This is a genomic window from Flavihumibacter sp. ZG627, assembly GCF_000814325.1.
Taxonomy (GTDB): Bacteria; Bacteroidota; Bacteroidia; order Chitinophagales; family Chitinophagaceae; genus Flavihumibacter.
Genome location: NZ_JPHF01000001.1, coordinates 108855 through 128924, shown reverse-complemented (window position 1 = coordinate 128924; position 20070 = coordinate 108855). Strand labels below are relative to the sequence as shown.

Genomic DNA, 20070 nt, shown 5'->3' with positions numbered 1-20070 from the left:
TTATATTTATGTCAAATTATAGATATTTTCTAGATGACTTCTATTTATCCCCAAAATCACTTCTTAATTTTGGGTATGACATCGGTTACCGCAAAAAGTATTGTCCAATTCCAGAATACACTTCTCAAATGGTACAAGACTGAAGGCAGAGACTTTCCTTGGAGGAATAAGCGATTGACGCATTACCAAATTATTATTGCAGAGACCTTACTACAGAGGACAAAAGCACAAACAGTTTCAAATTTTTATTTTCAGTTTCTAAAGAAGTTCCCTAATTGGCATAGCCTCGCAAATGCAGATACAAGTATTATTGAAATGCACTTAAAACCTATTGGGCTTTATCGACAAAGAGCGAAACGGCTAAAATGTCTGGCTCAAGAAATGATAAAACGTAAAGGGAAATTACCTAATAACAGGTCAGATTTGGAAAGTATCCCATTCATGGGTCAGTACCTTGCCAATGCAGTTGAACTATTAATTCACAAAAAACCCTTGCCACTAATCGATGTCAATATGGCAAGAGTTCTTGAGAGATATTTTGGTGAAAGAAAAATGGCAGATATACGTTACGACCCATACCTTCAAGAACTTTCATTTAAAGTAGTTAATCATAAAAAAAGTAAAGAAATAAATTGGGCTGTATTAGACTTTGCGGCAAAAATTTGTAAGCCAACCCCTTTATGTGTATTTTGTCCATTAAACAATGAATGTAGATTTTATGAATCCCTTATTCAAACCTAATGATGAAGAAAGTATAGTAATTGAGTTTATAAATAATTACAATTTAAATGAATTTGCATTAATTAGGATGACTCAAACAATGATCGATAAAGCTATTATAGATGCTTCAGAATCGTTGCGTAAAATACTATTTGATAAAAAGCTAGTTAGTTTTAAAGATTTAATCCCTGGAGGGGCTAAAGAATATAAAGATGCAATTATCATAACGGACACAATAGTTGAAACAAAAGTTAGTTTTTATCGACCTAAAACTAAACAGGGAGATCCAAGATTTTGGCCTTATAACTTGAAAAGATTTGTAGAAGAGGGTGATTTAGTTTACATGACGATTTCAAATAACACATTAATTGCAATTCCTATTAAGACAATAGAACAAATCAGTAGAACAATCAATGATGTATTTGAAGATCCAGAAAATCAAAAAGTTATTGTCCAGTTAAAAAAAGACCTAAGCCTTCTCAAACAAAGTGGGGCTATTGAAAGTATAGTTCCTAATAAACGAGCCCCAAAGGATGTAGGGCTAACTCTTGAAAGTTTTCTCGGTGTCAAAGTTAATAGTTTAAAAACACCAGATTATTTAGGTAAAATTGAATTAAAATCTAAGCGTCAAGGCAGAACTAAAGATTCTTTATTTTCAAAAGTTCCAGATAAAGACATTAGTAAGTATAAAACTGTTCGTTCTATTATTGATAAATTTGGAATGATTGATAGCCAAAATAGAAAGGCGCTTTATAACAATATAATTACAAAGCCTAATTCGCACGGTTTATATCTTGTTCCTGATAATGAGAAGATGATACTAAATCAAATGTATCTAAATAATTCCTTCCATGACGACGTATGTGCATGGCATTATAAAACGCTTAGAAATTCATTAGAAATAAAGCACCCAACAACATTATGGGTTGATGCTATAGAAGAAGTTAATAAAGAGGGTAACATTACCTTTACATTTATAAATTTTGAATTAACAACCAAACCATTGTTTTCCGAGTTTATATCGTTGATTGAAAGAGACTTAATAAACTTTGACTGGAAAGGTCATATCACAAACGGGAAAAAAAGAGATCATGGCCCTGGATTTAGGATTGACAAAGCAAATAGAAAATATTTATTCAAAACTCTCATCAATATTAATTAGTTTTTACTTTATGAATTTTAATATTTCTAAAGCAACAGCTCTTGCCATTAAAGGTGGTACAGCATTGCCAACTAAAGTAAATTGAGGCACTTCACTTTTTCTTTTACTACCGCCAGTTGAACGTTTCCCTTGAAAAACAAATGAATCATCAAAAGATTGCAACCTAGCCATTTCACGCACAGTTAAGGCTCTTGGAGTAGAATAATGGATGTAATCGTCGGGAAGTGTCATAACTGTAGGGCTCTGAGAATCTGGCTTTAAGACATTATAATTGCGCTTTTCGGATTCAAGTCCAATTAGTTTTAATTTTTCCTTCGCTTGGTCATAATCACCTTCATTTAATATTACATTTAATCTTTTAATTACATCGTTATTCTGTTTGCTAGTTTTATGGTTATGTAATGGGGCAACAATATGGGATAAATGACTTTTTAGTTCTTCAATATTCCTCACATAAAAAGGTTTTTTTGCATTGTTGAACCGACCATTAAGACGCCCTTTCTTTGACCATTCCGCATATGTCATACCCGTTTTCAAATCTATCTTACCATCAACACTTCTTTTTCGCACAAGAGATAACAATTTCTCTGCTTTTCCGTTATACTTTGACTTTACATCAATTGTTTCGTAATAGAATTTTTCATCGTCATTGCCAATAAAGTCCAAATCATATAGTGCCTCAAAAATTGTTACTTTTTCTTTGCTTGAAACTGTTGGCGGTATTTGCTGAATCAAATGTTGATCTTTTCGGCAACCAATAAATAATACTCTTTCGCGATTTTGTGGTACACCATAATTTGAAGCTAATGCGACGAATGGTTCATTAATATTATACAGCCTAATTTGTGATAAAATATCATTAAACTCGCTCTCTTTATTAGCATCTTTCACAAACTCAGAAAGACCATCAATACACTCATCAAATGAGAAAGCATAAATTTCTAAGGCTTTAACTATTTCATTGACATCACTTATAAACTTTTTCTCTGGCTTCAAATTATTAAATGCAGCAGTAATTTTACTTATAATTGACTCGGGCTCTATTGCACTCAAAAAATTATTAAAATCCTCATAAAAAAAATCATTATCCAAATCACAAAATGCCTTTTCATTTATAACCTTCTTCTTTATAAAAAGAAGCTCGTGTTCTCTTTTTAATAAATTAAAGCCGTGACGAATTGTACTTATGCTAGAATCTGTTTTACTGGTTTTGTAATTAACAATTTTGGGAGTAAGTAGTCTAAACTTATTCTCAACATTCTGAATATATCTTTCTTTGAGATCTTCAATTTCCCTTTCGTTACTGTTCTCGAATTGTAATCTTAAATTGTAGCAATCAAGAATAAAAGCTTGTTCCTTTTTATGCTTTCTTATTTGACCAACAAAATGAATCAATTGATGAAACTCTTTTAAATCAATAATAGACCGTATTTCCTGTAATATCATTTCACGAATCCTTCCGCCTTCCTTTGTAAGGATGCCTTTTACATTTTCCATTACAAAATACTTCGGCCTCAACTGCCTTATAACTTTTAAATAGTGCGCAAACAGATCATCCTTCTTGTCAAATTTCTTTCGTTTCCCTGCAAGGCTAAAACTTTGGCAAGGTGGGCCACCACAAATAACATCAACTTGTCTGCCTTTTAATTTATTAATTAAGTTATCGAGGAAGTCTGGTTCACTTATATCTTGAAGCAAAAATTCGGCATCAAGCCCTAATTGGTAATTGTATCTAGCGAGGTGTGTTAACTCGCAATTTTCATTTATATCACTACCTAATAAGAAATCATAAACCATATTTCTGTGCTCGGCTTGTAAAAATCCTTCACTAAACCCACCAGCCCCAGCAAACAAATCTAAAAATGTAATTTTTTGTTTGCCTTGATAATATTCTTGATCCTCACAAACAATTTTTACATCAGTATTACTTCTTCTACTATTTACAAAGGCTAGTATTCTCTCTTTTATCTTCTTATCACTCAGCTCAGAAAGGGGAGCAGTCTCCAAATGTTTCTCAACTTCATTCTTTAAGAATAACAAGAACTTATTTATTTCTCTATGGTTATAGCAACTGTCTTTTACAGACTGAGAAGCATTGTCCCAATCTTTCTTCTTTATTTTTTCGCCGGTAGCAACTTTAATTTGTACATCTTTTTGACGTAGCACTAGATGTATTGGATAAAGTTTGTTTTTATCAGCTTTATCCAAATAAAATTTAACATTTATCATATAACGGACATTTTTGCGGACACGGACAAATTTACGGACAAACCTGAATCTACCAAATTTTTTAGCAAACCAGACGTCTAAGACAATGAGTATTTAATAATTCAAGGGAGAATGCTTATTCAATCCTCTCAAATGAATGGCAATTAATTCCTCCCGCTCAGTTAATAATAAAAAATGAGTTGAAATTACTTTTCCTCTCATAATGGTAGCCAGATCATAAGAAGACTCTCTTCGAAAGTATTAGCCGCAGTTCTCAAATTTCCTCCCACCCCGCCTAATCGGTCCCCAACTCACCGTCTTATCAGTTGGTTCTGGCGGTGGCGAGTCGGGCCTGCACAGGGGATGAAATGAATCGTGATCTGACATCACTCTATCCCATAATCTTATAACAAAAACCCTTTCCCGCATCCGGATAAACTTGTTCCGATGCATAACTGCTCGTATCAGTAACGTCATGTATAATTTTTTTCTATTGATACACCCTCACCCAATCCACATACATCTTTACCGGTAACTGTTGCAGATCAACCTTACCTACCCAGGCTCCCCCGAGCTGCTGGTCTACTATCAGGTAAAAGGGCTGATCAAAGGGCCACTGGCTTGGATCCACTGCTGGCAGTCGCGGGTAAGTGAAGGTAGTAACGCCGTTTACCTGGAACACCAATTTATCGGGATACCATTCCAACCCATACACATTATAGGCATTGCGGTCGATCCTCGCCATCCCGTAATGCGGTGGATTCTTTTTCTCTTTCAACTCCAGCGTATAATAGGAATGTACTGTCTGGTAAATACTGTCCTCATAATTAAGATGCTCCATGATATCGATTTCTCCGCCACGGGGGTAATTGCCATATTTCCTGGTTTGAGGTAACATCCACAAAGCAGGCCAGGCTCCCTGCGATGATTCAAGCCTTACGCGGATCTCTACACGCCCATACTGCCAGGCGAATTTATCTTTCGTATATATTCCACCGGTAAGGAATGGACGGGGATCTTTTATTGTATCGTTATTGCGAATGCCTATCAGTTCCAGCTTTCCATCGTGCAGGTTATAACAGGCTGGCTCAACCGCCGACATGTGCCGGTTCCAGTCAGAACTTCCCTCTGGCGTTCTGCTCCACTTACTGGTATCCAGCTCACTGCCCTCAAACTCATCTGACCATACCAGTTTCCATGGCCTTGATTCCCTCCCTTCTTTCTGAATATAATGATGGCCGCTGTCAATCCTGTAAGGCAGCCTTGAACAGGCTGATACTACAAGGCTAAATAAGACTAAACTTAGATATCGCATTCTTTTTGATTAATTTCTCCTTACTAATTGTGTGCCTGCTCATTAAAACTCATCATCCAGTTCACACCGAACTTATCGGTGAGCATCCCGAAATAATCGCCCCAGAAAGTGCTGGCCATGGGCATGGTGATCTTTGCACCGTCGGATAGTCCGTTGAAGAGCGTATCGGCTTCTTCTTTACAAAACCCGGCGCCCACTCGCCGCCGGTATCACTTCCCATCAGGATGGAACTGCCGATGGGCAGCGATACATGCATCACTTTGTTCTTGTCGGCCTCGGGAACTTTATAGTCCTCACTGGGAGGCATATCGCCAAAGCGGCCCAGGTAGTTGAACTCGCCGCCAAATACGCTTTTGTAGAAATTGAACGCTTCTTCACAATTGCCGTTGAAATTCAGGTAGGTGTTGGTCGTTGCCATGATTAAGCTTTTTAATTTTATAAATATCATTAGAATCGTTCGGGGGTATGCAAAAAAACCATTCAATTTGTTACACTATAAATAGCTTAGCCACCCCTTCTCTTTATTTCGCTGTTTGTAGTTATCAAATATTTTGCAAACAGGGTACAGTACAATGATAACTCCTATCCAGATCAGGTAAACAATGGGCAGGCTATATCCAAACCCTTTTAAATCGGGGCCTATCTCATCCTGAATCATGATACGCCAGCCATACCCTTCTATTTCTGCGAGGATAGCTGCCAATAGATGGATAAAATACAAGTGAATGATATAATAAAAAAAAGGGACCCTGCCAAAAACACTGAAAAACTTCACCACCCGGCCTCTGACAGATTCTGTATTGGCAAGAAATAGCATTGCCCCCGATAAGGTGACCAATAAAAACAAAAGCGAGGGTGGGTATTTATTTAAATGAAAGAAGGATAGGATGGTTGACCTGGGGCTTTCTAAGGACTTCCAGGGATGGGGATCACCATAACTGTTCGTAAATCTTAATACCACAAAAACAAGCAGGGATATAATAGCAATGGTATTGAATAATTTTCTGCGCCGCTCCGATGCAACCGAACTGTTGTAAAAGCTTCCAAAATAATACCCAAGTGACATCACCCCGATCCATGGAATAAGAGGATAGAGAATATTTATGTTTCGGTTTCCGGAGATCGGGAAGGAATTGAATTGGTGCAGGATGCTCCACAAAATACTACCCGGAAATTGTATGCTATCCAGTAAATTATGGAAAACGATCAGTACCAGGGAGAATAACAGGATCATGGTGCGTGGCAGGTAGATCACTGCTGCCAGTGTTATCATACTGATGCCAAGTGCCCAGATAACAGCAAAATCAAAATTATGATAATAAATATCAAATCGCCAGCCAAATGACATGATAACAAATTCTACCAGCACCAGCCAGATACCTCGTTTCACCAGAAAGGTTGCCAGTTCCTCCCCACTTTTTCGTTGTCCGATCAAATAAGCCGACAACCCCGCAAGGAAGAAAAAAGCGGGCGCACAAAAATGGGTGATCCAGCGGGTGATGAATAAAGGTACCGTTGTATTGGCAGGGTCAGTAACATCAAGTAATCCAGGTGATTTATAAAAAAAATCACGGGTATGGTCAAGTGCCATTAATACCATCACGACTCCTTTAAGGAGGTCAAGCGATTCGATCCTGGCTTTGGATACAACTGCCATATATAAAAGCTTAGGGGTTAGGTAAAAAGGTCACTACAAAAGAAAATAAATTCCCGCCAAAAGCTGAAAACTATTTTTTCCGGGCTTCATTCCATGGTGCCGTATCTGTTTCCCCGTGCTGCAATTTGTATGGACAATATCGTTCCCAACATTTTCTCCGATAGGCGGTATTGACTTGTCGCAATAATTAAAAAACCTTAGAAGGAAATTCTTTGAAAACTACACTTCTTAAAATCAGCTAATAGCAGGCTATTCATTTCTACTTCATGTTTCAAAATTACCTTCAATGCCAGATGGCACATCATGGTTCCCAGCATGCCGGGAACAATTCCCAACACACCGTTTTCACCACAAGCCGGAACATCTTTTGCATCGGGTGCTTCAGGATAGAGATGACGCAAATTCTTACCGCCATTATAATTAAACAGTGCCATCTGACCTTGAAAATTGAGTATGCTACCATATACAAGCGGTACTGAGTGAAGAACACATGTATCGTTCACGATATAACGTGTATGAAAATTATCAGAACCGTCCAAAACAAGATCAAATTGAGAAATGATTAACGCTGCATTGATTTCGTTTAGCTGCTCATCAAAAACTAAACACTTAATATTAGGATTCAGGGCGCTCAACTTTTCTGCAGCAATTATTGCTTTTTTCTTGCCAATATCTGAGGTATTGAACAAAACCTGCCGGTGAAGGTTATGAATCTCTACCTCATCGAAATCCACAATACCTATTGTTCCAACACCGGCTCCTGCTAAATACAATAAGGAAGGTGATCCGAGGCCCCCTGCACCAATCACCAATACCCTTGCGGCTTTAAGACGGTATTGTCCGTCAACACCCACATCATCTTGTATTAACTGGCGACTGTAACGGCTGATTTCATCGAAACTAAACTTCATGATTGCAAATGTTTATCCCAGTCTTTCCAAACAGGCGTATATCCAAGTGAGCTAATTAAAGCGGCCATTTGTTCAGGCGACCTTTCATCACTGATCTCGAACTGTTCGAGGCTTTGGGGGTCAACAATATAGCCACCCGGATTGGTTTTAGAACCGGCACTAATGGTGGTGGTGCCAAGTTTGATAATATTATTCCGGAATGTTTCCGTTTCACGGGTTGACATGGAAATATCCAGGTCTTCTTTAAACAATCGGTACGCGCAGATGAGTTGCACCAGCTCTGCATCTGTTATACTGTTACCAGTTTGCACCAAACCTTCTGCGGGACGAATCCGGGGCAGTGAAACAGAATACCTTGTTTGCCAATATGTTTTTTGGAGGTAATGAAGGTGCAATGCACAAAAAAAACTATCGGTGCGCCAGTCATCAAGTCCCAATAATACCCCCAGCCCGATCTTATGCATACCAGCTTTACCGATGCGATCGGGCGTTTGAAGACGATAATTGAAATTGGCCTTTTTACCTTTGGTATGCCAGGTATTGTATTGTTGCTTATTGTAAGTTTCCTGGTATACCAGAACCGAATGGATGCCACACTGGTGAAGCAGGTGGTATTCATCATGTTCGAGGGGTTGCACTTCAAGAGAAATATTAGCGAAATGTGGTCTGATTAATTCCACCGCCTTTAGGAAATAGTCAATGTTTACTGTATGACCGGCTTCTCCGGTAACCAGTAAAATGTGCTGGAAGCCATGGTTTTTGAGCTCATTGATTTCAAGTAATATTTCGGAAGCTGAAAGTGTTTTTCTTTTTATCTTATTATCAAAGCTGAAACCGCAATAGGTGCAGATATTGTTACATTCATTGCTGAGATAGAGGGGAGCAAATAGCTGGATGGTATTTCCAAAACGTTTCCTGGTGAGGGAATGGCTTAGCCTGGCCATATATTCGAGATAAGACTGTGCGGCCGGCGATATCAATGCCTTAAAATGTTCCGGAGTTCTTTTTTCAGCCAGCAATGCATTCTCCACATCGCGGGGTGTTTTTGCAATGATAGAAGCTTTTGCCTCCTCCCAATCATACTGATCAAAAATTTCATTAAAGCTCATAATTCAAAAATTGAGTGAAGGGGCTCGAAGACAAAGCCTGATCGCTTATTGCTGCCAGTTGTGATTCAAATGCTTTTCTGCCAGCCTCTACGGCTAACCTGAAAGCCAATGCCATTTCCACAGGATTACCTGCAACAGCAATAGCTGTATTAACAAGTACTGCGTCGGCTCCCAACTCCATAGCTTTGGCAGCATCGGATGGCGAACCAATACCCGCATCTACAATTACCGGCACTTTGGATTGCTCAATTATAATCTCTAAAAAGTCGAGCGTTTTTAATCCTTTATTGGAGCCAATGGGCGCTGCAAGTGGCATAACTGCTGCCGTACCAACATCTTCCAGGCGTTTGCATAAAACCGGATCAGCATGAATATATGGCAATACAATAAACCCAAGTTTAACCAGCTCTTCTGTTGCTTTTAATGTTTCTATGGGGTCGGGCATTAAGTATCGCGGATCTGGATGTATCTCCAGTTTTAGCCAGTTTGTTTCCATGGCCTCGCGCGCAAGCTTTGCAGCAAATACAGCCTCTTTTGCCGTACGAACACCCGATGTATTGGGAAGAAGATTAAGATGTGGTAATTGCAGATGGCTTAAGAGTTGATCTTCTATTGTAGCAGTATCAACCCGCTTCATAGCTACTGTAACCATTTCAGTAGAAGAGGCAAGTATAGCCTGTTCCATAATTTCAGGTGAGCCAAACTTTCCCGTTCCTAAAAAAAGGCGTGATTCAAATTGCCGGTGAGCAATGGTTAGTTTCTGCATATAATGATGCTTTAAATTGTTTGATCAATTCTTTCCTGTTCCCGCTATTGGTTATGCAACCGGAAACAGCTATACCATAAATCCCTGTTTTAATTAGGGCGGGTAAATCGCCGGCCATAATACCCCCTATTGCATAAACCGGCAGTGTAATATTATGCTGCTTCATTTGTGTTAACAGTGATGCATAGCCGGAGAGGCCCAGTATTGGGCTTAGCTTTTCTTTGGTGCTGGTAAACCGAAATGGTCCAACCCCTATATAATTACATCCTTCCTCAAAACGACGCAGAATATTATCAAAAGTATTAGCGGTGCCTCCGATGATCTTATTTGCACCTATCAGCCGCCTTGCTTCTTCAACAGGCATGTCGTCTAAACCAAGGTGAACTCCATCGGCATCAACTGCTATGGCAATATGTGGGTGATCGTTTATAATGAAACTGGCACCATAGGAATGGCAGAGTGCTTTCGCTTTACCGGCAAGGGTATAAAGTTCATCATCAGCAGCTTGTTTGAACCGAAGCTGAATCCATTTGCATCCGGCTGTCAAAGCTTCTGTGATATTATACAGTTGTTGTGTTGCTGTAGCGCCCTGCGAAATATATTGTATTTTATCTAACATAGTATCCCAATAAAGAGGTATTGCTATTCAAAAAATGTTCAGTAAAAGATTTTGCATTCACACAGGCTTTCAACAGAGGATTTCCAACTGCCAGGTTGGCCGTAATGGAAGACGATAACACGCATCCCGAACCATGCTTTGGAAATACTTTTTCAGTTTCTGGTACTAAGAGTTCTATTCCTGCAGGCATGTATAAAAAATCATATCCCGGATATTCAACGTTATGCCCGCCTTTCAGTAAAACGGGACAATACTGCGATAATATTCTGGCAGCAGCAGGGGCATCAGAACCAGGAGACAGGCGTTCAGCCTCCTGCAGATTGGGTGTTATGATTGTAAGCATTTTAAGGACCTTAATAAGTAGAGATTCATCTATGGCGCCATCCCAGAATGTAAAGGCTGATGTAGAAGAAATCACGGGATCTGCAACAATTGGCACTGCAGGGTCTATTTCGCGGATAGCTGCAACAATATTACAGAGGCTTTGAATATGCTGAACTACTCCTATTTTAACTGCAGCTACTCTATATTGTTTCATGAGGTAATTAACAGCATCTATGATGTCTGATTCTTTCTCCCACCGGATGGAAACAAACTCATTCTCCGTTTGAAGCGTTTGTGCCGTGGTGATACCTATACCATATACTTTATGCTGTTCAAAGGTCTTTATATCGGCAAGAATACCCGCACCGGCAGAAGGGTCCATACCAGATATGCACAAGGCAATTACGCGAGGTGGTTCCATACTTTCTGAATTTGTTTAAAGTTGCAGACAGGATCGCCTGATTTCCAGATCGCTCCCAATACAGCAATACCATCAAAACCCATCTGTATGGCATCCTGCATATTCCCGGTATTTATGCCCCCAATGGCAATTAGTTTTGTATGGGTTACTGCAATAGCGTTGCTGGTTTGGTGAGGGTTATATCCCGGTTTAGATATGCTGTTAAAAACAGGGCCGAAAAAAGCATACTTAAAACTTCCGGGCAACAGGTTGATATCATTTTGCTGATGAAGGGAAGTAGATAAACTATATCCGCACTCAGCAAGTGCCCGCCATTCAGCACAGGAGGTTCTATGTCGTTTTGCCTCCGTGTAGTGAAGGCGATGCAGGCAAAAATAGCTGGCCAGCTGGTGATGGGCATGTAATGCGATCTGGTTGATATATTGTGGCTTTATGTCTATTAACAATCCCATGATCTGATTGGCAGATGCAGCGGGTTTACGCAGGTGAAATAAAGGCATACCTTCATCAAAGAGGGCATTGATAATATCAGCCTCATTCTTCCTGATTATAGTATCTGCTATTACAATCAGCATTTATGAATACAGTTGATTGCCGTTTCGAACAAACTCTTCCGACTTTTGATGCATTCCCTTTTCAGCCATCTCCCGAATTTCCTGTGATATTTGCATGGAGCAGAATTTAGGTCCGCACATAGAACAGAAATGTGCAAGTTTTGCCCCTTCAGCAGGCAGCGTTTCATCATGATATTGTCTTGCTGTATCAGGGTCGAGCGATAGATTAAACTGATCATCCCACCTGAATTCAAAACGGGCTTTGCTAAGAGCGTCGTCTCTGTGCTGCGCACCAGGATGACCTTTAGCCAGATCCGCGGCATGCGCTGCCAGTTTATAGGTGATCACGCCTGCTTTAACATCATTTTTATCAGGAAGGCCGAGATGTTCTTTCGGAGTAACATAACATAGCATAGCCGTTCCATACCATCCTATCATGGCAGCACCAATGGCCGACGTAATATGATCGTACCCTGGTGCAATATCTGTTGTTAGTGGCCCGAGCGTGTAGAAGGGAGCTTCCTTACAATAGGCTAACTGCTTGTCCATATTCTCCTTAATCAGGTGCATCGGAACATGACCCGGACCTTCATTCATCACCTGCACATCATGTTTCCAGGCAATCTCATTCAGCTGACCCTGTGTTTTCAGTTCTGCAAATTGTGCTGCATCATTGGCATCGGCAATTGAGCCCGGACGAAGACCATCTCCTAATGAAAACGATACGTCATAGGCTCTCATAATATCACAGATATCTTCGAAATGGGTAAAAAGAAAATTTTCCTTGTGATGAGCAAGACACCATTTTGCCATAATGCTGCCCCCTCTTGAAACGATACCCGTAATACGATTGGCTGTTAAAGGGATGTAACGAAGCAAAACACCTGCGTGTATCGTAAAATAATCAACACCCTGTTCTGCCTGTTCAATCAAGGTATCACGAAATACTTCCCAGCTAAGCTCTTCAGCTTTGCCACCAACTTTCTCCAGGGCCTGGTATATGGGAACGGTACCAATGGGTACAGGCGCATTTCGGATTATCCATTCTCTTGTTTCATGAATGTTTTTTCCGGTAGACAAATCCATGATCGTATCCGCACCCCATCTGCAGGCCCACACTGCTTTTTCAACTTCCTCTTCAATGGATGAACTAACCGCGCTGTTCCCAATATTGGCATTGATCTTCACAAGGAAATTTCTGCCTATGATCATTGGTTCCGCTTCAGGATGATTTATATTAGCCGGGAGGATAGCGCGGCCAGAAGCAATTTCCTGCCGTACAAAATCAGGGGTTATAAGCTTTGCTGCGCCAGCTTCCATGCGTTGATTTTCTCGTATGGCCACATATTCCATCTCCGGTGTAATGATTCCCTTACGCGCATAGTGCAACTGTGTTACCGTCTTACCATTCTTTGCCCGTAATGGTTTTCTGATATGCTCAAAACGAAGACTATCAAGTGCCGTATCGTTATTTCTTTGGGTGCAATAATGAGAAGAGAACGCTGGTAATGCTTCTACATCATGCCTGTCTTTGATCCAGCTTTCCCGAAGTAAAGGCAGACCTTTTCTGATGTCAATAGGTATGGCAGGATCAGTAAAAGGTCCACTTGTATCATACACAGTGAGCGATGTATTATTTACCGATTCTCCGTTGCTGCGTATTGATGGAGATAGCGAAATTTCGCGCATGGCTACCCTGATATTGTGCAGATCTCCCGGCACATAAACTTTTCTGGAACCAGGAAATGGATCAGTAGTAATAATATTTTGCCGGGATAGCGTATTGCTATTCATATAGAATTTTTTAAGGTAAACAGATTTAAAATAATCAGCCGCCCTGGGTAGCTTTAATCAGCAGCACATTGTCTTGGTGTTCAATAAAATGCGCTGGCCAGTCAGCTTTTGGAATTACAGAATTATTGACAGCAACAGCTATACCTGTTTGAGTTTGACCAACCACTTCATTTAATAATTGTTGAAGCGTATATGGTTCATTAATAACCCGTAATTGATTGTTGAGAAGGATCTCCATTCTTATGTTGTTTTGTTCTAAACTTCAGGAATGGAAAAAAAGAAAAGATTGAATACTTTTCCCTTCGCTGGCATTATCCAGAGCAGGTTGGAGGGTATTATCTCAGCCTTTCGGCACCCCTAAAGTGCTATAAAGATACTGTTCTTATGTTAACTAAAAAAGGCCCCTATAGAAATAGGGGCCGTAGCGATTATAAAAACTAACGATTGCCAACAAATAGAGATCGGTAATGAAAATTGCTTCAGTGCATATTTTACTGTTTAATCAACTTTATGGTTTTTCGGTTCTTGTCCTGCATAATTTCTACGGTATAAAATCCGGGCCTGAAATCAGCACCAAAACGAACAGTTTTTTCACTGGTGTTTATCTGCCGCAGAAGCCTTCCATGGATATCAAATACCCGGATACTCACAGATTGTTTACTTGCACCACTTATGCGAAGTGAGAACTCATTTGCTGTTGGATTGGGGAACACCTGAACATTAAATGCTTCCGGCAACTGATCTGCAGAAATATTTCCCATGATAGCCGCAGTGTTAGCACTTACCGCGCATGCCCCTAACCGGCACCCATGCTGAAGATGATTGAACACATCAACTTTTGCAATACAGATATTTTTATCATGGCTGCTGGCAGTATTGTGACAGATATATAATTTATCATCTCCGCAGCGGATATCTGTTACCGTTACCTGCTTCTCCACAATAACGGTACATCCTAGTGCATCTGTAACCAAAACACTGTAAGTATAGGTACCGGGCACATTTGGGTTTACCATGGAGGATGATGCTGTTGACCCATTGGACCAGTTATAGGAATACGGCGCCGTTCCTCCGCTTACAACTACCTGGTAGGTTAGAGATGCAGGACCATAACCAATATAAATGGTGTTGGCATTACCTCCAGGCTTCACCGCATACACATCTTCTACCATTGCCGATAGCTGCTGGTTCACCGTTATATTCATCGATGTGCTGCTGCTGTTTCCACATCCGTCTGTTACGGTAAAATGAATAGTTGAAACACCCGGATTAAAACTGCCGCTCGCATCAGCAGATGTTCCGCTTCGGTTAGTGGCACCCGTTATTTCAAAAGCTATCCCGCTGATGCCCGTATTATCTGATGCTACAAGTGCTGGTATAGTATACTGCCCTCCTGAATCAAAGCACCGTATTTCACTTAGGGGTTCAACAATCACTGGTGCCAGATTATCTTTAATCGTTATAATCTGCAGCTTTTCTTCAAACCCGCCATCTGCATCTGTTACTCTCCAGGTACGGGTAATGATATTCTCCCCCGCGCAGGTTCCTTCAGTAATGGCATCGGAAGAACTAATAACAGGGTTCGGATCATAATCGTCCCATACATCTGTTATATTTCCTGTAACTGCTGTAGCTGCATCATAACTTCCACTGGCATTTTTGTAGATCGTTGCATCTGCCGGCAGGGTAAAAGTTGGAGCATAATTACCATCATGGTAAAGTCCCAGTTCTGCGATTGCTGCAAAGGACTGTCCATCCCAGGCCGATTTGGCAACTACTTTAACATAGCGGAATGTTTGCAATGATGGGAAGTCGAAATACTGATAAAGATTTGTTCTCTCCGCAACAAAATTTCCCTGGCTGGTAAAGTTCTCTCCATCAACGCTAACCAGTATTTCAAAGTCTTTCACTGCCCTTGCAAGCCCTGAGCGCTGAACCAAACTCAGGCCTTTCACTTCCTGTGGTCTACCCATATCAATAGTTACCCAATGTGGATAAGCGGCTGTATTAGACGACCATCTTGAATGCCAGAATGTACTGAGATTATTATCAATTACAGTTACTGCGCGACCATTCACTGGTCCTTCTCCGGCTGTTTCCTCTGAACTGTAAGCAGCAATACTCCATCCATGCTTTCCAAGTTCTTTTTTCTGCACATATCCATAATTGATCTGCACCTGACCATCCACAAACTTGTAGGGGAAAATATTCTCTGTTATCGTTCCATTCTGGTGTACCACACGCAGCTTCAGCTCATAGTCCACATTGCTTTTTTCTACCAGTTCACTAAGCGGCATTTCCACATAAAAACTTTCGTTATTTACAGGTTGCGAACGCCAGGCAATGGCATTATAATCACGGTTAACACCAGTGCCTTCATTGTTGACATTTGGATCATTATAGTAGGTAAGATCCGATACGGCTACATCAGTAGTATAGGATCCTGATACAACAATAGCATCTTTTGCCGCATCATAATTTGCATGGAAGGAAGTTAGGCGGAAGTCAACCCCATTATAGTAAGGATCATTATTGTTATTAAAGATCTGGTTGGCATTCAGAATGGCACAATCGGCATCGGTTAAGAAAGTGGGTGATTTACCCAGCGTTCCATTACCTGCCCACATCAATGCCATGCCTTTTTCGGGATCATTATTTTCAGAAACTTTCTGCCGGTTATGGGGCAGATTCAATCCATGTCCTAGCTCATGTACCAATCCACCAAACCAAACACTAAAGCGGTTTCCGGCCGCATCTGTTTTCCCGAGATTCCTGATATCCATGTCTTCATAATCCAGTGCAAAGCACCATTTTCCTAGTCCATAGAAGGGTCCGCCGGTAGGCGTAAACCCATCTTCGCGATAACCATACCTGGGTAAAATAACCAGCGTGTGTTCAGATGTTTTTTCTCCCGGATGTGCCGCAAACCAGGCATTGATCTCATTCATAATAGCGTTTGCTCCACCTGAATAAGGATAGGATGCTGTGGATTTAGATCCAAAAACAGTGATGATCTTAACGCGGGTTTTTGATGCATCGGTAAACTGTCCGAAGGGTTTATACCCATAGCCACTGTTCTGCATTTGCTGCCCGTAAAAGTTTTGCGTCCACAGCATTAATTCACTTAATCTTTTCTGGTAATCGGGCAGGTAGTCGATATCGTTAGGAACAAAATAAACCAGGTTCAGGTTTCGGGCATTGGGGCTGGTATAGGTAGTGCCGGATTGAATGGAAACGATTTCTGATTTAGTGATATTTCCCAGGGCATCTGCCAGTTGCAACTGATAGTAGAGAGTACCAGCCGGCGGATTATTATCGGTAAAATTATATTTGGATTCATAGAGTGAATTGCCTGCTGCGTTTACCGTTCCGATGGAACTGAAGTTGATACCATCAGCAGACCGGCTTATTTCAAATGAGGCAGTATTTACTTCAAACTGCGTATGCCAGTCGAGGCGCACCGCCCTGCTGTTAACATCCAGCGCCCTGAAAGATTTAATGGTTTGAACCGGCTGTTCAGCAGATGGTTTGTAGGTATCGGCACCATCTGTGAGCCAGTTCAGACTGAACCGGGCAAAATAGAGTTGATAGGTTTCATATTCACCATTCTCATAAAACATGCCTAATGTACCATCGGGTAAAACAGTAAGGCTTGAGTAGGCAGATGACTGCGGGTAGATGGTTTTCTTTACCGTCCAGCTATTTCCTTCATCATAACTTAATAGCACCGATACATTTTTACGACTTGTTGCAGAAGGGATGGTATGAAGCAACCTGTCTTTATCATAACCGTCAAGTGTAGACGTATAGCGGATGAAATCACCGTTACAGTTGGGGTCAGTGAGGTCGGCCTGGTTGTAGGGCAAACCCCATGTGAGGCCCTGGGTGGCAGACACGCTCATTCTGCGGGTACCCGGATTACGGATACTCATCATCAGGGAACCGTTGTTCAGTTCAACGATCTTAGCCTCGTCGCCATTGGTTTCCGCAATACCGGTGGATGGATGCCATGTTAGTCCGGCATCATCAGAATAGATCATAAAATTATCGATCTGGTTGCCGGAGGTTTGTCTTACACCCATGGCAGCTACAATCCTGCCATTGCGCATCTGGTGAGCAGCACCCGAAGCGATCCAGGCAGCGCTCCAATTTTGTGTAAGAGGATTGGCAGAGCCTGCTCCATAAATCTGATTGGTGATATCAGTGGGGGCAGTCCAGGTAATACCATGATCCATACTGGTACAAAGCTGTATACGAATGGGATTGGATGGAGTGGAACCAAATAGTCCCTGGTTGGTGGCAAAGAGGCAGATGATCTTGCCGGATGTTTTGTCTACCACCAAAGCGGGATCACTGGCACCTGTTGTACCTAGATTAGCAATGGTAAGCGCCGGCGACCATGTTTGTCCGTTATCGGTACTTCTTCGGATGACGATATCGATATCTGCCGGCAGATCACCGGAATGATTCATTCGTTTATCGGCTGCCGTTATCAGTGATCCATCTTTTGCTGTAACGATGGCGGGTATACGATAACTGGCCGCTCCCCCATCGCCGCTGCTGAATAATAATTTATGTGAAAGCAGGATGGTTCTGGAACCCGCTACAGTATTATTGGGAGCGTTTATTGTTTTAACTGCTCCGCCTACCGTGAGGCCTTCAAGGGTGGCATCAACCAGGTTGCCTTCAGCGGCTGAAGGGGCAATATCGGCAGCTATCCAGAAATAATTATTCCCCTCCAGCAATGCTTTTGATCCGTTGGCAGTTATAGTGCCGGAAGCAGGGGCAACTGTTGCAAACAAAGTATTTGTATTGAACCGGTTGCTGTTGCCGGTATAGTAAATTTTAATATTGGTGAGATCGGCAATATTAGTTGTTCCATTGAGCGTAAAGTTCAAAGCAGTGAGGCTGATTGGTGCCGATGCTCCACTGGTAAAAACATTCACCGCAATGATCCGTTGGTTTGCGTCGCCTTTACCCGCCGGCAATTCTGTTTGCAGCAAGGATGTGGAGAGATATTGCATATCACCATTGAGGTTTACAATGGCTGCATTACCTGCAAGAGTACCAGGATGATTTCTTCCACTTACATCCGGTACGTTTGTTCCAATAGCATTCTCGAAATCATATGCGGCCAATAAGCCGGGAGTGCTGCTGTTAACAAAACTTGTTTTGTCACTTAGCAGTTCAGCTTGTGTCATGGCTCTGCTCCAAAACCGGATATTATCAATCTGGCCGGTCCAGGGGAAACCATTTGCGCTAGTTGCATCAGCGCCAATGATCAGGTCAACTGTATTGGAAAAATCCTGAGGCGGCAACCAGGTATTGCTGGTTTTATCAAGAACGCCGTCAACATAAATTTTGCTGTTACCGGCAACCTGGTCAACCACCATAGCGATATGCCGCCACTGTCCGTTATTTATGGTTGTGGTACTGAAAGCCGGTCCCGCACTCACTCCCGCGCTGCGAAGGTTAGCCCCAAACTGACCTGTTCCGCTGCTGATGAACTCATAGCCAACTGCCGCGCCGCCGGTTCCGTTTCTTTTAGCGAGAATGCGGGGATTCGCAACGGTGGTGGTTGTTTTGACCAGGCAGGAGATGGTATAGCTTTCACCGGTATTGATGTTGATATCATCGTGGCTGGCAACACGCATATAGCTGCCGGGTGTTCCGCTCAGGAATAATGCTTTGTTGTTTGAGGTAGCCGGGGGCGTTTCAATAGTGGCATTACCGGCGAGGGTGCCCGTGTGGTTATTACCGGAAATATCGGGAATGGTGGCTCCGATGGCTGTTTCAAAGTTCCAGGCAGCGAGTAAGGAAGGGGTGGGACCCGTAACGTTCTGCACCATATCAGCAGCTAGTTCTGCTGCTGTCATGGCTTTGTTCCAGATGCGCAGGTTATCAATCTGGCCATTGAAAAAGTTGGTACTATTGGTGGCGGCCCCAACTACAAATGCGACCCCTGTTGAAAAGTCGTAGTTTCCGGAGAAGGTGCCCGTTCTCAAATTAGGGTTGGCGGCATCCACATAAAAGGTCACGGTTTTACTGGCACTGGAATTATCAAATACCACCGCCACATGGTGCCATGATCCATCATTACTGGCAACAGGGTTATAACCCGTGGTGCTGAAAGTTTGAGAGCTGGAGCTGGCAGTATTCCAGGCAGCAGCATTGCCGGCAATTTTACCCGCGTTGGTACTTGTACCCATCCATACTTCATAGCCGGTTCCAGCGGTTCCCGGGGCGGAGGGATCTAATGCGTTTGTACTGGCCCGCTTGGCGAATATCCGGGAGCTTGCCGCGGAGGTTGTTTTAATCCAGCAGGTGATTGTTTTGTTTTGTCCGGGAGCAATATCAAGGTCGGTATGGTCGGGCACCGACATGTATGCATTTACACCGTTTAGAGATAAGGACTTCCCTGTTTGGGCAAAGGGATGAAAGCAGAAAAGAAAGACCATTAAGGCCAGGCACGCAATTCGTTTGGCTTGCATTGAGTTGATTTTATGCAGT

The 20070-nt window shown here is 41.9% G+C and carries 15 protein-coding genes and 1 riboswitch; of the genes, 2 read left to right on the top strand and 13 right to left on the bottom strand.

Annotation, left to right across the window (positions count from 1 at the left end; translation table 11 throughout):
* Positions 1-33 precede the first annotated feature (33 nt).
* The gene (locus HY58_RS00520; RefSeq protein ID WP_052323710.1) at positions 34-741 is read left to right on the top strand and encodes a hypothetical protein; all 708 of its coding nucleotides are present in this window, start codon (positions 34-36) and stop codon (positions 739-741) included.
* Positions 719-1882, top strand: coding sequence for an MvaI/BcnI family restriction endonuclease (locus tag HY58_RS00515; protein WP_172644575.1), 1164 nt, complete (start codon positions 719-721; stop codon positions 1880-1882). Before HY58_RS00520 ends, HY58_RS00515 begins: the two co-directional genes overlap by 23 nt.
* A gap of 3 nt (positions 1883-1885) precedes the next feature.
* On the opposite strand, the gene HY58_RS00510 is transcribed toward HY58_RS00515, so the two are convergent.
* The 13 genes from HY58_RS00510 to HY58_RS18600 form a co-directional block, all read right to left on the bottom strand.
* Complete coding sequence (locus tag HY58_RS00510; RefSeq protein WP_039126210.1) at positions 1886-4111, bottom strand: DNA cytosine methyltransferase; 2226 nt, start codon at positions 4109-4111, stop codon at positions 1886-1888.
* Positions 4112-4580: 469 nt separating this feature from the next.
* Positions 4581-5405: a glycoside hydrolase family 16 protein gene (locus HY58_RS00505; protein WP_039126207.1), complete on the bottom strand. Its 825-nt coding sequence runs from the start codon at positions 5403-5405 to the stop codon at positions 4581-4583.
* Between the two features lie 61 nt (positions 5406-5466).
* Positions 5467-5823 carry a hypothetical protein gene (locus tag HY58_RS00500; RefSeq protein WP_253271471.1) on the bottom strand — a complete coding sequence of 119 codons (357 nt, stop codon included), beginning with the start codon at positions 5821-5823 and terminating at the stop codon, positions 5467-5469.
* 75 nt (positions 5824-5898) lie between these two features.
* Entirely contained in the window at positions 5899-7062 is a 1164-nt protein-coding gene (locus HY58_RS00495) for a DUF1624 domain-containing protein (protein ID WP_039126204.1), read from the bottom strand.
* 197 nt (positions 7063-7259) lie between these two features.
* The gene (locus HY58_RS00490) at positions 7260-7973 is read right to left on the bottom strand and encodes a HesA/MoeB/ThiF family protein (protein ID WP_039126201.1); all 714 of its coding nucleotides are present in this window, start codon (positions 7971-7973) and stop codon (positions 7260-7262) included.
* Entirely contained in the window at positions 7970-9082 is a 1113-nt protein-coding gene (thiH, locus tag HY58_RS00485) for a 2-iminoacetate synthase ThiH (protein ID WP_039126193.1), read from the bottom strand. The genes HY58_RS00490 and thiH overlap by 4 nt, the downstream gene beginning before the upstream one ends.
* On the bottom strand, positions 9072-9848 hold the full coding sequence (locus HY58_RS00480; RefSeq protein ID WP_039126190.1) for a thiazole synthase: 777 nt from the start codon (positions 9846-9848) through the stop codon (positions 9072-9074). The genes thiH and HY58_RS00480 overlap by 11 nt, the downstream gene beginning before the upstream one ends.
* Positions 9814-10467 (bottom strand): thiamine phosphate synthase, encoded by a 654-nt coding sequence (locus tag HY58_RS00475; RefSeq protein ID WP_039126188.1) that lies wholly within the window; start codon positions 10465-10467, stop codon positions 9814-9816. The genes HY58_RS00480 and HY58_RS00475 overlap by 35 nt, the downstream gene beginning before the upstream one ends.
* Positions 10457-11212: a hydroxymethylpyrimidine/phosphomethylpyrimidine kinase gene (locus HY58_RS00470; RefSeq protein ID WP_039126185.1), complete on the bottom strand. Its 756-nt coding sequence runs from the start codon at positions 11210-11212 to the stop codon at positions 10457-10459. The genes HY58_RS00475 and HY58_RS00470 overlap by 11 nt, the downstream gene beginning before the upstream one ends.
* Positions 11194-11787, bottom strand: a complete 594-nt coding sequence (locus HY58_RS00465; RefSeq protein WP_039126181.1) for a thiamine phosphate synthase — start codon at positions 11785-11787, stop codon at positions 11194-11196. Before HY58_RS00465 ends, HY58_RS00470 begins: the two co-directional genes overlap by 19 nt.
* Complete coding sequence (gene thiC, locus HY58_RS00460; protein ID WP_039126178.1) at positions 11788-13560, bottom strand: phosphomethylpyrimidine synthase ThiC; 1773 nt, start codon at positions 13558-13560, stop codon at positions 11788-11790.
* A 34-nt stretch (positions 13561-13594) separates the two neighbouring features.
* Entirely contained in the window at positions 13595-13798 is a 204-nt protein-coding gene (gene thiS, locus HY58_RS00455) for a sulfur carrier protein ThiS (RefSeq protein ID WP_039126175.1), read from the bottom strand.
* A 42-nt stretch (positions 13799-13840) separates the two neighbouring features.
* Positions 13841-13929, bottom strand: a riboswitch (TPP riboswitch).
* 122 nt (positions 13930-14051) lie between these two features.
* Positions 14052-20051, bottom strand: coding sequence for a LamG-like jellyroll fold domain-containing protein (locus HY58_RS18600; RefSeq protein WP_082022003.1), 6000 nt, complete (start codon positions 20049-20051; stop codon positions 14052-14054).
* Positions 20052-20070 lie beyond the last annotated feature (19 nt).